Genomic DNA, 15,508 nt, shown 5'->3' with positions numbered 1-15,508 from the left:
AAATGACGGGGCGGCGGTTCGCGCCTCTCATGCCGCCACCGCACATGCCGGAGAGCTGATAACAAGGCCGAGCAATAAAAAAACGCCAGTTCAGAAATGAACTGGCGTTATTCGTGCGTGGTTAACGCGTGAGCTTACTGAGCGATCTGCGTTGCCTGAATGGCGGTCAGCGCGACGGTGTAGACGATATCGTCAACCAAGGCGCCGCGAGACAGGTCGTTCACCGGCTTACGCATACCCTGCAGCATCGGCCCAATGGAAATCAGGTCAGCAGAACGCTGTACGGCTTTGTAGGTAGTGTTACCGGTGTTCAGATCCGGGAAAATAAACACGGTAGCCTGACCAGCAACCGGCGAGTTCGGCGCTTTGGATTTCGCAACGTCGGCCATGATGGCGGCATCATATTGCAACGGGCCGTCGATGATCAGGTCAGGACGTTTTTCCTGCGCGATGCGGGTCGCGTCGCGGACTTTTTCAACGTCGCTGCCTGCGCCAGAGTTGCCGGTGGAGTAGGAGATCATCGCAACACGAGGATCGACGCCAAACGCGGCGGCGGAGTCGGCGGACTGGATAGCGATTTCTGCCAGCTGTTCAGCGGTCGGATCCGGGTTAATGGCGCAGTCGCCATAGACCAGAACCTGTTCCGGCAGCAGCATGAAGAAGACGGAGGACACCAGAGAGCTGCCCGGCGCCGTTTTGATCAGCTGCAGCGGCGGACGGATAGTGTTGGCCGTGGTGTGAACCGCCCCGGAAACCAGACCGTCGACTTCGCTCTGTTCCAGCATTAGCGTACCCAGCACAACGTTATCTTCCAGCTGTTCGCGGGCGACGACTTCGGTCATGCCTTTACTTTTCCGCAGTTCGACCAGACGCGGTACATAGCGTTCGCGAACGGCGACCGGATCGACAATTTCGATGCCCCGACCCAGCTCTACGCCCTGGACGGCGGCGACCCGCTGAATCTCTTCCGGGTTACCCAGCAGGACGCAGTGAGCGATACCACGCTCGGCACAAATGGCCGCCGCTTTAATGGTACGCGGCTCGTCGCCTTCCGGCAGAACGATACGTTTGCCGGCTTTACGCGCCAGTTCGGTCAACTGGTAACGGAAGGCAGGCGGAGACAGGCGGCGAGAACCTTCTGAGGCGGCAGACAGGGACTTAATCCACTCGGTGTTAATGAAGCGAGCGATATACTCCTGCACTTTTTCCACACGCTGGTGGTCGTCGGCAGGCACTTCCAGGCTGAAGCTCTGCAGCGTCAGCGAGGTCTGCCAGGTATTGGTTTCTACCATGAAGACAGGCAGGCCAGTCTGGAATGCGCGTTCGCATAGGGCGCTGATGCTTGGGTCCATTTCATAGCCGCCGGTCAGGAGCAGGGCGCCGATTTCCACGCCGTTCATCGCCGCGAGGCTGGCTGCAACCAGGACGTCAGGACGATCTGCAGAGGTCACCAGCAGGGAACCCGGACGGAAGTGCTCCAGCATGTTGGGAATGCTGCGCGCGCAGAAGGTCACGGATTTAATGCGGCGCGTTTCGATATCGCCAGCATTGATGACGCGTGCGTTCAGGTGCTTGGCCATGTCCACCGCACGGGTGGCGATCAGGTCAAAGCTCCACGGAATGCAGCCCAGTACCGGCAGCGGGCTGTTGGCGAACAGCTGCTTAGGATCGATATTGGCGACACTTGCCTTGTTGGAGTCATCGAAGATTTCCGACAGATCCGGGCGAGTACGGCCTTGTTCGTCCACCGGTGCGTTCAGCTTGTTGATGATGACGCCGGTGATGTTCTGATTTTTGCTGCCGCCGAAGCTGGAGCGAGCCAGTTCGATGCGCTCTTTCAACTGATCCGCAGAATCGTTGCCTAGCGCGGTGACGAACACGATTTCCGCATTCAGCGTTTTGGCGATTTCATAGTTCAGCGCGTTGGCGAACTGATGCTTACGGGTCGGAACCAGACCTTCCACCAATACCACGTCGGCATCTTGGGTGTTTTCGTGGTAGCGGGCGATGATCTCTTCCAGCAGAACGTCCTGCTGGTTGGAGCTCAGCAGCGATTCAACATGGTTTATCTGCAGCGGTTCTGCGGCGTTGATCGCAGAATTGGCGCGAATGATGGCGGTGGTCTGATCCAGAACCTGCTCTTCAGAACGCGGCTGGGCGATAGGTTTGAACAAGCTCAGGCGGACGCCTTTCTGCTCCATGGAACGAATGACACCCAGGCTGACGCTGGTCAGACCCACACTGGTGCCGGTAGGAATCAACATGATTGTACGGGACACGGCTTAACCTCTTTGCGGTTGCTCGTTGCTCAAAAACAACTCCGTCAGCCTGAGCTGACGGAGTTAGGATACTGATTTTTCGGTTACGCGGTCAGGCGGAGTGCGTCCTGCGCGATAACCAGCTCTTCATTGGTCGGGATGACCAGAGCCGGGCGGGTGCCCTCTTTACCGATGTTGCCGCTGTTGCCAAAGCGCGCGGCCAGGTTGCGTTCGTGGTCGACTTCGAAGCCCAGCAGGCCGAGTTGTTTCAGGGTCAGCTCACGCACCATGGCCGCATTTTCACCGATGCCGCCGGTAAAGATCACGGCATCCAGACGACCTTCCATCAGGGCGCTATAGGCACCGATGTATTTAGCCAGACGGTGGCAGAATACGTTCATTGCGCGTTTCGCGTCGGCTTTCGTTTCGTAGTTGTCTTCAACATAACGGCAGTCGCTGGTGACTTCGGTCAGACCCAGCAGACCGGACTCTTTAGTCAACATTTTGTTGATGTCGTCGATGCTCATGCCCAGCGCGTCGTGCAGATGGAACACGATTGCCGGGTCAATGTCGCCGCTGCGAGTACCCATCACCAGTCCTTCCAGCGGCGTAAGCCCCATAGAGGTATCAACACATTTACCGTTGCGGATAGCAGAAACGGAACCGCCGTTGCCCAGGTGGCAGGTGATGACGTTCAGTTCATCCAGCGGTTTATTCAACGCTTTAGCAGCTTCCTGAGACACATAGAAGTGGCTGGTGCCGTGTGCGCCATAACGGCGAATATGATGTTCGGTATACAGTTTGTAAGGCAGAGCATACAGGTAGGATTCTTCCGGCATTGTCTGATGGAATGCGGTGTCGAAAACGGCCACGTTCTTGTTAGCCAGGTTCGGGAAGGCTTTCAGGGCTTCGGCGATACCGATCAGATGAGCCGGGTTGTGCAGCGGCGCAAAAGGAACGGCATCTTTAATGCCTTGCAGAACGTTGCTGTCTATCACCGCTGACTGCGTGAATTTTTCGCCGCCGTGGACGATACGGTGGCCGATAGCAACCAACTGAGCGGAAAGCTCTGGTTTCTGGCCGAGGATAGTGTTGACGATAAAGTTCAGTGCTTCGCTGTGAGCTGCGCCAGCACCTAGATCGGCTTCCTGTTTGCCTCCCTCCAATTTCCATTTGATGCGTGCTTCGGGAAGGTGGAAACATTCGGCCAGGCCAGACAGGTATTCGTCCCCGTTGACGGCATCAATGATGGCAAACTTGAGGGATGAACTACCACAGTTTAGAACCAGGACTAACTTACTCGACATGGGGGTACCTACTTGTTATACATGGTTAAAGAAATATCATGGGGCACACAGCATAGCGCGTAACGCGAATGACATTTATGATTAACATCATGGCTTGGTAGAATTTACCAGACATGACAACATAGAGTGTCGAAGTCACGCGGCGCTTGCAATACCCAATGCGGAGTGACGGTGACATCGACGCTGTGAAACTTTGCTGTTGCCGGGCAAGATAAAGCTGACTCAGGGTGGGATTTGGCGTCACCAGTCAGAGGCGGAGGTCCGCCACCACGCCTTAATATGCAGTGCGGCAAAAGGCCGGAATTAGGATACCGATAGCGTTCGTTAAACACAAAATATATTTAAATGTTATTAATTTTAGTTGGTGATTTGTACGAATTTTTTATTTTTTATACGCGAAGTTGAGGTGTGTGATGACGACAAATCCTAGCGGCAAAGCGGGCTGGTTTAAGCTGCTGCAACTGGGTCAGCACTATATGAAGACCTGGCCTGCAGACAAACGTCTGGCCCCGGTATTTCCTGAGAACCGCGTCGTGCGCGCGACACTTTTTGCTATTCGCTTAATGCCGCCGCTGGCCGTTTTTACGCTCTCCTGGCAGGTTGCTCTGGGCGGTCAACTGGGACCGGTGGTGGCGACCGCGCTGTTCGCGTTGAGTCTCCCGATGCAGGGATTGTGGTGGTTGGGCCGGCGTGCTATCACGCCGCTGCCGCCTTCTTTATTACAGTGGTTTCACGACATTCGTCATCGACTGCTGGAAGCAGGACTCGCTCTGACGCCGCTCGAAGAAAAGCCGACGTATCAGATGCTGGCTGACGTACTTAAACGCGCTTTCACACAGCTAGACAAAACCTTTCTCGACGATCTTTGATATGGGTCTCATTTTACCCAGTCCCTATTTTCCTTCGATACCGCTTCAAATCAAAAACGGCTTTGCCGGAAGTGTGAGATTCTTCATACAATGACTGCGGCGGAGGGGGCGCTGTAGAGCGCCATGAACATAACCGATGCCTAACGAATAATCCTGTCAAATCAATATCGAGTTATGACGATGCCGGAGCTCGGAACGGTATCGGCGGTTACAGACTATTATTGAGCGAGGCTATGGCCTGCAAATGCGCGAACTCGATGATAAGTTCGGTGATTCAAGCGAAGCCGTATGCCATATCATGATCAATATGATGGAATTGCGTCATCCGCCGCAGGTCTCCTGGAGCAATTTGTCTTAAAAACCGATATCCGCGAACGTCGACGGATGTTTTTAGGTTTTGACGCCGACACTGAGGCCCGCAATTCGGGATATGTTCGCTTCAAGGTGCATACGGAAGGGCGTTGTCTGCATTTCAATTCCGGCACGCACGGCTTCAACGCTGAAACCTAAATGTGGGATAAGTACGTGCGCATGCTTAACGTGTGACTGGCCTGCCCGCAGCACTACCATCTCGGCGCGGAGGTTATTTCACAGATCGTCAACGCCTGATAAATCAAAGAGGTTAGCGGTGGAAGTTAAAGGTTTTCTGTTCGATCTGGACGGTACATTGGTCAACTCTCTTCCCGTCGTTGAAAACGCCTGGCGCTGGTGGGCGGAGATTCAGGGGCTCGATCCGCAGCAGGTGCTTAATTTCATTCATGGCAAACAAGCTATCACGTCATTGCGTCACTTCCTTCACAATAAGAGTGAAGCGGAAATTCAGCACGCCTACCAAATATTGGAAGAGAGAGAATCGACGGATCTGGAGGGCATTACCGCCATGCCTGGCGCGCAGGCGCTGCTGCAACGTCTGGAGGTGCTCAATGTGCCTTGGGCCATCGTCACGTCGGGGTCCGTGCCGATAGCTTATGCCCGCCACAAAGCCGCTGGCTTATTAATGCCGCGGGAGTTCGTGACCGCTGAACGGGTCTCTCATGGGAAGCCGCATCCGGACGCTTATTTGCTCGGCGCACAACTATTGGGCCTTAACCCGCAGGATTGCGCCGTCGTTGAAGACGCGCCCGCCGGAGTACAGTCAGGCCTTGCCGCCAAGGCGAAAGTCATCGCCGTCAACGCGCCGGCGGACACGTCCGATTTGGATAAAGTCGATATGGTGCTGCACTCGTTGGAGCAGTTGGATGTTACGCCGGATGACGCGGGTTTCGTCGTCACCGCGTCCCGTTGAAGATAACGAAATGGTGTGGGGGATAAAAAATTAAACCTTGCTTTTGCAGGGTTTTTTTATGTCATGCTGAATTTTCTATTTTTAAGGATTGCCACTAACAGGAGGTGCTAGTGACCCGTGAGCTGCTATGGGTGTTGACGCTGTTATTTATCGCCATCGTTTTGTTCGTCACCAACAAATTGCGAATGGACGTTGTCGCACTGCTGGTCATCATCGCTTTTGTGTTAAGCGGCTCGTTGACGTTGCCGGAAGCGTTGATGGGGTTTAGCGATCCGAACGTGATATTGATCGCCGCCTTGTTCGTCATTGGCGAAGGCTTGGTGCGGACCGGCGTCGCTTATCAAGTGGGGGACTGGTTAATGCATGTCGCCGGAGAGAGTGAAGTTCGTATGTTGGTGCTGCTCATGCTGACCGTCGCCGGGCTGGGCGCGTTTATGAGTTCCACCGGCGTCGTGGCGATATTCATTCCGGTGGTACTCAACGTTGCGGCGCGCATGAAAAGCTCGCCCGCTCGGCTGCTGATGCCCCTGAGTTTTGCAGGACTGATCAGCGGTATGATGACGTTGGTCGCTACCGCGCCCAACATGGTGGTCAACAGCGAACTGATGCGCAACGGCATCGCGGGGTTTGGTTTTTTCGGTATGACGCCTATCGGAGTGATGGTCCTGCTGGTAGGGATTGGCTACATGCTGGTCGCGCGTTTTTGGCTGGGCGGACATGACAGCGGCGATAAAAAAGTAGCCTGGAAGAGAAAGACGTTTCGGGATCTTATCCGCGACTACAAGCTGACAGGACGAGCTCGGCGGCTCGCGATTCGAAACGGTTCGCCGTTCGTCGGCCAGCGGCTGGACGATCTTAATCTGCGCCAGCGTTTCGGCGCCAACGTCGTGGGGATCGAGCGCTGGCGCAAGTTCAGACGGGTGATGATTAGCGTCGCTGTGAATACCGAACTTCGCCTGAACGATGTGTTGTTGATCGATATGTCGGCCTCCGACGTCGACCTGCGCGAGTTTTGCTCTTCGCATCTGCTGGAGCCCCTGGTGCTGCGCGGCGAATATTTCTCTGAGCAGGCGCGAGATGTCGGCATGGCAGAAGTTTCATTGATCCCAGACTCGGCCCTGGTGGGTAAAACCCTTCAGGATGCTATGTTTCGTCGCCGGTATGGCCTCACGGTCGTGGGGATTCGTCGTAACGGAGAAGCGCTGGACGGCGCGCTGTCAAATGAGCCGCTTCAGTTGGGCGATATCCTGCTGGTGATCGGGGACTGGCGTAATATTAGCCAGTTGTATCAGCAAAAACAGAACTTTATCGTGCTGAATTTGCCCGCCGAAGTCGACGAGGTAGCGCCCGCGAAAAGTCAGGCGCCTCATGCGCTGTTCTGCCTCGTGTTGATGATCGCCATGATGCTGACCGACGAAATCCCCAATGCGGTCGCAGCGCTGATAGCCTGCCTGCTTATGGGGCAATTTCGCTGCATTGATATGGATAGCGCCTATCGCGCAGTGCACTGGCCGAGCCTGATGCTCATCATCGGTATGATGCCTTTTGCTCTGGCGCTGGAGAAAACGGGCGGGGTGGCGTTAATTGTAAAAGGATTGATGGACGTGGCGGGGGATGCCGGGCCGCAGGTGATGCTGGCCTGCCTTTTCGCACTTTGTGCAGCGATCGGTCTGTTCATTTCGAATACGGCGACGGCGGTGCTCATGGCGCCCATTGCCATCGCCGCGGCCGATCAGATGCAGGTATCGCCTTATCCGTTTGCCATGATTATCGCGATCGCCGCCTCAGCGGCATTCATGACGCCCGTCTCCTCGCCGGTGAATACCCTGGTATTAGCACCGGGTGGGTATCGGTTCAGTGACTTCCTTAAAATTGGGGTGCCTTTCACAATATTGGTTATGGGCGTGAGCGTCGTGATGATCCCGTGGCTCTATCCGTTTTCCCCGCTATAGCGGGGAGTCCTGGCTGATTTCATCCAAAGAGAGGCTGAAGCTGGGAATGAAGACGGTCATAAAATAGTCCATTTCCGGGCTGTGCCGCTGCTGCAGCGTTTTTTCCAGACGCGCTTTAGCCAATACGAATTCGTTATTGCCCGCAGATAATTCTTCCAGACATTTCAGGTAGGCGCACAGCGCGTCTGCCTGTTTGACCACGGCATGCTCTTCCTCGCTGGTATAGGCCTCATCCAGCAGCATGCGATAGTCTTCCTGCAGTTCGCTCGGCAGCATATCGATGAGCTTTTGCTGGGCAATTTTCTCGATCTTTTTGTACTCGTGGGCCATCTGGGCGTTGTAATACTTGATGGGCGTCGGCATATCGCCGGTCAGCACTTCGCTGGCATCGTGGTACATCGCGAGCAGCGCGATACGCTCGGCATTGAGGTCACCGCCGAATTTGCGGTTTCCGATCACGGCGAGCGCATGGGCCACAAATGCGACCTGTAAACTGTGTTCCGAGACGTTTTCCGTGCGGACGTTGCGCATCAGCGGCCAGCGGTTAATCAGTTTCAGACGGGATAGATGGGCGAAGAAATGACTTTGAACCATAGCACTCTCTCAATATGCGGAGGGAAAAACCATTGTGGTCGCTCGATGAGGAATTAGCAACTCAGCCCCAGCTCTGCGGGGAGGGAATCGGATGAAAAAACGGGCGGCGCCATAAGGCGTCGCCCATTTGATGTACCGACCACAACAATTACTGGCGGTAGTGTTCGAGGAATCGTCCCAGCTTATGTACGGCCATATCCAGCTCGTCGACACGCGGCAGCGTCACGATGCGGACATGGTCCGGCTCCGGCCAGTTGAACGCGCTTCCCTGGACCAGCAGCACTTTTTCCTGCAGCAGCAGATCCAGCACTAGCTTCTGGTCATCGTGAAGGTTGAAGCGCTTCGCGTCGATACGCGGGAACATATATAAAGCACCGGACGGTTTCACGCAGGAAACGCCGGGTATCTCGTTAATCAGTTTCCAGGCTCGATTGCGCTGTTCGTACAAACGGCCGCCGGGGCGAATAAATTCACTGATGCTCTGATAACCGCCGAGCGCCGTCTGAATCGCATGCTGCATGGGGACGTTGGCGCAAAGACGCATCGAGGCGAGCATCTCCAGTCCCTCGATATAACCTTTCGCATGCTTTTTGGGACCGTTCAATACCATCCATCCCTGACGGAATCCTGCCACGCGATAGGTTTTCGACAGGCCGTTGAACGTCACCGTCAGCAGGTCGGGCGCCAGCGCGGCAATGGAGTGATGCTGAGCTTCGTCATACAGAATTTTGTCGTAGATCTCATCGGCGAAAATGATCAGGTCGTTTTGACGGGCGATCTCGACGATCTCCATCAATAGCTCCTTGCTGTAGACGGCGCCGGTGGGATTATTTGGGTTGATGATGACGATACCGCGAGTGTTTGGGGTGATTTTTTGGCGAATATCATCTAGATCGGGAAACCAGCCGGACTCTTCGTCGCAGCGATAGTGCACGGCTTTACCGTTTGACAGCGATACGGCGGCCGTCCACAAAGGATAGTCCGGCGCAGGCACTAGCATTTCGTCGCCATTATTCAGTAAGGCCTGCATGGACTGAACGATGAGTTCGGAGACGCCGTTACCGATATAGACGTCTTCCACGGTGATATCGCGCAGCCCGCGCGCCTGATAGTGCTGGACGATAGCCTTACGTGCGGAATATAGCCCTTTCGAGTCGCAGTAGCCTTGCGCGGTCGGCAGGTTCCTAATCACGTCAACCAGAATTTCATCGGGAGCTTCAAAGCCGAAAGGGGCTGGGTTGCCGATGTTAAGTTTAAGAACCTTGTTACCTTCTTCTTCCAGCCGTTTGGCTTCTTTTAACACCGGACCACGGATGTCATAACAAACATTTTCCAATTTCTTGGATTTTTCGATCGGGGACATTTAACAAACCTTGTACAGGAAGGTTCCTGAATAGTAGCCGCTTAAGCGGCTTAATGTACTCTTCCTGACGTCGATTTTGAAGAATGATCCTCGATGAACAAGCCACCTCAATGACGGAGTTCGACGCCGATTTCATAGTAAAAAAAACTGTTATTTTTTCATTTTTTGGATTTTTAGACTATATAAATTCACTTTTTTGTTTGTTGAGATTGGAAATATTGTGGGATATGGTGAATTGTGCGATGGCATAACGTGGTTCGTGATAGGAAATGGTACGCAATTTCAAAATGAATTTCTCATTTGAACGTAAATGCATCACTATTATTGCCCGTTCAAACTGGCAATGGTGTGACAAAAAAAGACGCTATCGGCTTTTTCAATTACCCTATTTTTGCAATAGCCGGAATAGCGGGTAAAAAACCAATCTTATTTTGATGTAGCCTTTACATGTAAACGATTAAAGTAAAGGGTTTTATTGTTGTCATTAATAGGGCTCCCTTTTTCTGATATGAAAATCACACCGTTTGTAATAGCCGTGACTATTTCAGAACATCTACTCGCAAGGGATTGCTCAGCCAATAAACAGTCGTCTATTTTGAATTCGAATATGCAATTAATCGAGACTCATCTTTTCTTTTTGAGGCCTTTACAAAAATTTTTCTACGATGATCAATCTAGTAATATTAATAGGTAATATAAGATTTTCAGATTGTTATAAAATGGCTTTTTGTCAGATCAATCACTCAGGATAGATTATGGCAAATATTAAGTTTATAGATGACAGAAAACTTAATTCTGGTATCTTACATCAGAATATTTTACGAGTAGCCCATCGCCTATTGTTTGTCGGTGAAGTAGTCGGTCACGCCAAAATCGGATAAATCGTAAAATATTGAAATTACAGTGTTAAATTATGTGTTTTACTGAAGGGCTCGCTGTAAATACAGTGATTTTGTATACCTAAGTTTTTTATCTGGCAACCTATACTCTTCTGCATGCCAGTGCGTGCAACACGTTTATTTTTTTATCTAAAATAAATAGCCGTTCTTTTTATTGGCGGCTCGGATCAATAAAATGAATAGGTAAGGGATAGGGTGAAAAAGAACGATGTGGTAACAAAATATTGAGTGTTTTTTGCCGTAGCCGTTCATCTACGATACTGTCTTTCACTGTATACCGACGTTGTCGGGATACGTATCCAACACCAGGTATGTTTGTTAATAATTAAAATAGACAAGTGAAGAACCATATGACAAATGCAAATCGCCCAGTCCTCAATCTTGATCTGGATCTGCTGAGAACGTTTGTCGCTGTTGCCGATTTGAATACTTTTGCGGCTGCGGCCGTAGCAGTATGCAGAACGCAATCTGCCGTGAGTCAGCAGATGCAGCGGCTGGAACAACTCATCGGTAAAGAGCTATTCGCCCGTCATGGGAGAAATAAGCTGCTCACCGAGCATGGGATCCAGTTTCTTGGTTATGCCAGAAAAATACTCCAGTTCAATGATGAGGCCTGTGCCTCTTTAATGTTCAGCGATATTCAGGGAACCCTGACGATCGGCGCTTCTGACGATACCGCAGATACTATTTTGCCCTTTATATTGCAGCGTGTAACGTCGGTTTTCCCCAAACTGTCGATTGAAGTGAGTATCAAACGCAGTCCTGAAATGATGGAAATGTTGCATAAGGGCAAAATCGATTTGGTCATTACGACGGAAAACAGTACCGAGTTTCCAAATGTCTTGCTGCGCTCGTCACCGACGCTGTGGTATTGCTCGGCGGAATACCAGTTCCAACACGGCAGTCCTGTGCCGTTAGTGGTATTAGACGAGCCGAGTCCTTTCCGCACATTGGCGTTGGAAAGGCTGACCGCAGCCGGTATCCCCTGGAAGATTTCTTACGTGGCGTCCACGCTGTCGGCGGTTCGGGCGGCGGTCAAAGCTGGATTGGGTATCACCGTGCGTTCCGTTGAAATGATGACGCCGGAGCTGCGGGTGCTCGGGGAAGAAGAAGGTTTGCCGAAGTTACCCGACACTCGTTACTACCTGTGCAAGAATCCACAGCAAAACAATGAGTTGAGTACGGCAATCTTTAGCGCCATCGAATCAGGCACGCGGTCCAATCTGCTTTCTGCGAATAGTGTCCCTGAAGGGGATATCCGTATTTCCGCCATGGACGAGTCGTTGAAAGATATTCTCTGACTTTGTTACAGCGTTAAGCGTCAGTGTGAAATGTCATAAAAATCGTCCGGATACTGACGACAGAGTGTGCGCTCACCGCTATTCTGTCGTTTTTTTCGTCTCTGGCGCCTAAGTCCGCCTCTCTGGCAGTAATGGGCCTTCCTATTTTTCTATCGTCCGCACTTCTCTGATACTTCTTCCTCAGATATCCACACGGTTTGTCGTATTAACAATTGCTTACCGAACGTACTTTTTTTAATAACTAAAACCGAAAAAACGTGTGAGAGATCAAAAAATACTTGCCTTAACCTTATTCATTAACCTGCTTTCATGTTGAAGTTGATATAGTCACTACAGAAATAGTGGCTTTTTCTTCGCATTGGTCTAGAACAACTCGGATTAGCATTAATACGATTCAGTCTCTGCTATGTTTGTGAAAGGTTAATAAAGATGTGTGCGTGTTAATTTGCGTGCTGCTATTTTTATAAAGGTTAAGAAAAGGTTGCAAAAACAGGATGAATAACCACAATTACCGCGTATTAACCCTATGATTTGTAGTGTTTTTGTGGTTATAAATCCTTCCTTTTAATCGATGTGGCTATTAACTGCCGTAAAAAGAGCAGCTGCCCAAGCCACTTTTGATGAGTAAGCAATGAGTATGTCAACAACTACTGAAGTCCTCGCCCATCACTGGGCATTTGCTTTATTTCTGATCGTTGCCGTGGGTCTCTGCGGTTTCATGCTGTTGGGCGGCTTTCTGCTGGGAGGGCGATCCAAAGGCCGGGCTAAGAATACGCCCTACGAATCAGGTATCGATTCCGTTGGGTCTGCCCGACTGAGGTTGTCTGCAAAATTCTATCTTGTTGCGATGTTTTTCGTCATTTTCGACGTGGAAGCGCTGTACCTATATGCCTGGTCCGTTTCTATCCGGGAAAGCGGCTGGGTCGGTTTTATCGAAGCCACCATTTTTATATTGGTGCTGTTGGCCGGGCTGGTCTATCTGGTGCGTATCGGCGCGCTGGACTGGACGCCGAAGCGCTCCAAGCGGCAAGTCGTGAAGTCCGACATCGTCGTAAACCACTCCACCACCAATACTCATCCAAAGCAGTAATAGCGAGGCAATAAATGGACTATACGCTCACCCGCATAGACCCCGACGGTGAGAACGACCGTTATCCGCTACAGAAGCAAGAGATCGTCAGCGACCCGCTCGAACAACACGTGAACAAAAGCGTGTTTATGGGCAATCTGGAGCAGACGCTGCAAAACATGGTCAACTGGGGACGCGGTAACTCCCTGTGGCCCTTCAACTTTGGTCTTTCCTGCTGCTACGTGGAGATGGTGACCTCCTTCACCGCCGTACATGATGTGGCGCGCTTTGGTTCTGAAGTGTTGCGTGCCTCTCCCCGCCAGGCCGACTTTATGGTCATCGCCGGCACCCCTTTCCTGAAAATGGCTCCTGTCATTCAGCGCCTGTATGACCAGATGCTGGAACCGAAATGGGTCATCTCCATGGGCGCGTGCGCCAATTCCGGCGGTATGTACGATATCTATTCCGTCGTTCAGGGCGTCGATAAATTCCTGCCGGTAGACGTGTATATCCCAGGTTGCCCTCCGCGTCCGGAAGCGTACATGCAGGCGCTGCTGTTGCTGAAAGAGTCTATTGGTAAAGAGCGACGTCCGCTGTCATGGGTCGTCGGCGATCAGGGCGTGTACCGCGCCAACATGCAATCCGAACGAGAACGTAAACGCGAAGAGCGTATTGCGGTAACCCACCTACGTTCTCCGGATGAAATTTGACCTGTGAATGATAGGCCGTGATGGCTGCGCAATATCAACATAACAGCGCGCCGCCATCATCAGTCACGGAAATAACACATATAATGCGGTGACATTACTTATGACAGATATAACGACACACGACGCCGTTCTGCCCGCATGGCAAACCCGCGATCATCTGGACGATCCGGTCGTTGGCGAGCTGTGGAGCCGTTTCGGTCAGGACGCGTTTACCGTCCAGGCTACGCGGACGGGGATGCCGGTAGTTTGGGTCAAACGTGAGCAATTACTCGACGTCGTCGATTTCCTGAAAAAGCAACCGAAGCCATATGTCATGCTGATGGATCTGCATGGCATGGATGAACGCCTGCGTTCGCACCGCGAGGGGCTACCCGCCGCAGACTTCTCCGTCTTCTACCTGCTGACCTCTCTTGAACGCAACGGCGACATTATGCTGAAAGTGGCGCTGGCGGAGAACGATCTGTTCCTGCCGACGATGACGCCGCTGTTCCCGAACGCCAACTGGTACGAGCGCGAAGTGTGGGACATGTTCGGTATTACATTCAACGGCCATCCGCATCTGACGCGCATCATGATGCCGCAGACCTGGGAAGGACACCCGCTTCGTAAGGATTTCCCGGCGCGTGCGACGGAATTCGATCCGTTCGTGCTGACCAAACAGCGCGAAGATCTGGAAATGGAGTCGCTCACCTTCAAGCCTGAAGAGTGGGGCATGAAGCGTGGCACGCAAAACGAAGACTTCATGTTCCTGAACATGGGGCCAAACCACCCCTCGTCACACGGTGCGTTCCGTCTGATCTTGCAACTGGACGGCGAAGAGATCATCGACTGTATTCCCGACGTCGGCTATCACCACCGAGGTGCGGAGAAAATGGGCGAGCGCCAGTCCTGGCACAGCTACATTCCGTACACCGACCGTATTGAGTATCTTGGCGGCTGCGTTAACGAAATGCCCTACGTGCTGGCGGTTGAGAAGCTAGCGGGCATCAAAGTGCCGGAGCGCGTCGAGACCATCCGCGTGATGTTGTCCGAACTGTTCCGCATTAACAGTCATCTGCTTTACATCAGTACCTTTATTCAGGACGTCGGTGCCATGACGCCGGTCTTCTTTGCGTTTACCGATCGCCAGAAAATCTACGATCTGGTGGAAGCGATCACCGGCTTCCGTATGCATCCCGCCTGGTTTCGTATCGGCGGCGTGGCGCACGATCTGCCGCGGGGCTGGGAGCGACTGCTGCGTGAATTCCTGGACTGGATGCCGGCTCGTCTGGACACCTACGTCAAAGCGGCGTTGCAAAACACCATTTTGAAAGGACGTTCTCAGGGCGTCGCCGCCTACAACGCCAAAGAGGCGCTGGAGTGGGGCGTCACGGGCGCAGGCTTGCGCGCGACCGGCATTCCGTTCGACGTCCGTAAATGGCGTCCTTACTCCGGCTATGAAAATTTCGATTTCGACGTACCGGTCGGCGATGGCATTAGCGACAGCTATACCCGCGTGATGTTGAAAGTGGAAGAGCTGCGCCAGAGTCTGCGCATCCTCGAACAGTGCCTGAACAATATGCCGGAAGGGCCGTTCAAGGCCGACCATCCGCTGACGACGCCGCCGCCGAAAGAGCGCACGTTGCAGCACATTGAAACGATGATCAACCACTTTCTGCAAGTGTCCTGGGGCCCGGTCATGCCGGCCAACGAATCGTTCCAGATGATCGAAGGCACCAAAGGGGTTAACAGTTACTACCTGACCAGCGATGGCGGCACCATGAGCTACCGCACGCGTATTCGCACGCCGAGCTTTGCTCATCTGCAGCAGATCCCGTCGGTCATCCGTGGATGCCTGGTATCCGACCTGATCGTTTACCTCGGCAGTATTGATTTCGTCATGTCAGATGTGGACCGCTAAT

At 52.6% G+C, this 15,508-nt stretch carries 11 protein-coding genes and 1 pseudogene; 8 read left to right on the top strand and 4 right to left on the bottom strand.

The genetic code is table 11. The annotated features are described in order from the left end of the window. Window positions 1–134: 134 nt before the first annotated feature. Both pta and ackA read right to left on the bottom strand, forming a co-directional pair. Window positions 135–2,279 carry a phosphate acetyltransferase gene (pta, locus tag I6N93_RS11035; RefSeq protein ID WP_085685100.1) on the bottom strand — a complete coding sequence of 715 codons (2,145 nt, stop codon included), beginning with the start codon at window positions 2,277–2,279 and terminating at the stop codon, window positions 135–137. Between the two features lie 83 nt (window positions 2,280–2,362). Then, complete coding sequence (ackA, locus tag I6N93_RS11030; protein WP_085685097.1) at window positions 2,363–3,565, bottom strand: acetate kinase; 1,203 nt, start codon at window positions 3,563–3,565, stop codon at window positions 2,363–2,365. Window positions 3,566–3,978: 413 nt separating this feature from the next. On the opposite strand from ackA, the gene yfbV reads away from it, so the two are divergent. From yfbV to I6N93_RS11010, 4 genes and pseudogenes are all read left to right on the top strand, one after another. Beyond that, window positions 3,979–4,434, top strand: coding sequence for a terminus macrodomain insulation protein YfbV (gene yfbV, locus I6N93_RS11025; RefSeq protein ID WP_085685094.1), 456 nt, complete (start codon window positions 3,979–3,981; stop codon window positions 4,432–4,434). 174 nt (window positions 4,435–4,608) lie between these two features. Next, a pseudogene (locus tag I6N93_RS11020) lies at window positions 4,609–5,043 on the top strand (YfbU family protein). 19 nt (window positions 5,044–5,062) lie between these two features. Further along, window positions 5,063–5,719 carry a sugar phosphatase gene (locus I6N93_RS11015; RefSeq protein ID WP_085685091.1) on the top strand — a complete coding sequence of 219 codons (657 nt, stop codon included), beginning with the start codon at window positions 5,063–5,065 and terminating at the stop codon, window positions 5,717–5,719. Window positions 5,720–5,823: 104 nt separating this feature from the next. After that, on the top strand, window positions 5,824–7,671 hold the full coding sequence (locus I6N93_RS11010; protein ID WP_085685088.1) for an SLC13 family permease: 1,848 nt from the start codon (window positions 5,824–5,826) through the stop codon (window positions 7,669–7,671). Here I6N93_RS11010 and yfbR read toward each other — a convergent pair. Further along, window positions 7,666–8,265, bottom strand: a complete 600-nt coding sequence (gene yfbR / locus I6N93_RS11005) for a 5'-deoxynucleotidase (protein ID WP_085685086.1) — start codon at window positions 8,263–8,265, stop codon at window positions 7,666–7,668. The two genes, I6N93_RS11010 and yfbR, sit on opposite strands and share 6 nt — an antisense overlap. 148 nt (window positions 8,266–8,413) lie before the next feature. Then, on the bottom strand, window positions 8,414–9,628 hold the full coding sequence (locus tag I6N93_RS11000; protein ID WP_085685083.1) for a pyridoxal phosphate-dependent aminotransferase: 1,215 nt from the start codon (window positions 9,626–9,628) through the stop codon (window positions 8,414–8,416). Between the two features lie 1,249 nt (window positions 9,629–10,877). On the opposite strand from I6N93_RS11000, the gene lrhA reads away from it, so the two are divergent. From lrhA to nuoC, 4 genes are all read left to right on the top strand, one after another. Continuing rightward, entirely contained in the window at window positions 10,878–11,828 is a 951-nt protein-coding gene (gene lrhA / locus I6N93_RS10995) for a transcriptional regulator LrhA (RefSeq protein WP_085685080.1), read from the top strand. A 637-nt stretch (window positions 11,829–12,465) separates the two neighbouring features. Further along, window positions 12,466–12,918, top strand: a complete 453-nt coding sequence (locus I6N93_RS10990; RefSeq protein WP_085685331.1) for an NADH-quinone oxidoreductase subunit A — start codon at window positions 12,466–12,468, stop codon at window positions 12,916–12,918. A 14-nt stretch (window positions 12,919–12,932) separates the two neighbouring features. After that, the gene (locus tag I6N93_RS10985) at window positions 12,933–13,607 is read left to right on the top strand and encodes a NuoB/complex I 20 kDa subunit family protein (protein ID WP_085685078.1); all 675 of its coding nucleotides are present in this window, start codon (window positions 12,933–12,935) and stop codon (window positions 13,605–13,607) included. A gap of 100 nt (window positions 13,608–13,707) precedes the next feature. Further along, window positions 13,708–15,507 (top strand): NADH-quinone oxidoreductase subunit C/D, encoded by a 1,800-nt coding sequence (gene nuoC, locus I6N93_RS10980; protein WP_085685076.1) that lies wholly within the window; start codon window positions 13,708–13,710, stop codon window positions 15,505–15,507. The last annotated feature ends 1 nt before the right edge of the window (window position 15,508 follow it).

The sequence above is a fragment of the Lonsdalea populi genome (assembly GCF_015999465.1).
In the GTDB taxonomy this organism is placed as follows: Bacteria; Pseudomonadota; Gammaproteobacteria; order Enterobacterales; family Enterobacteriaceae; genus Lonsdalea; species Lonsdalea populi.
This window is presented reverse-complemented; position numbering and strand designations above follow the sequence as displayed.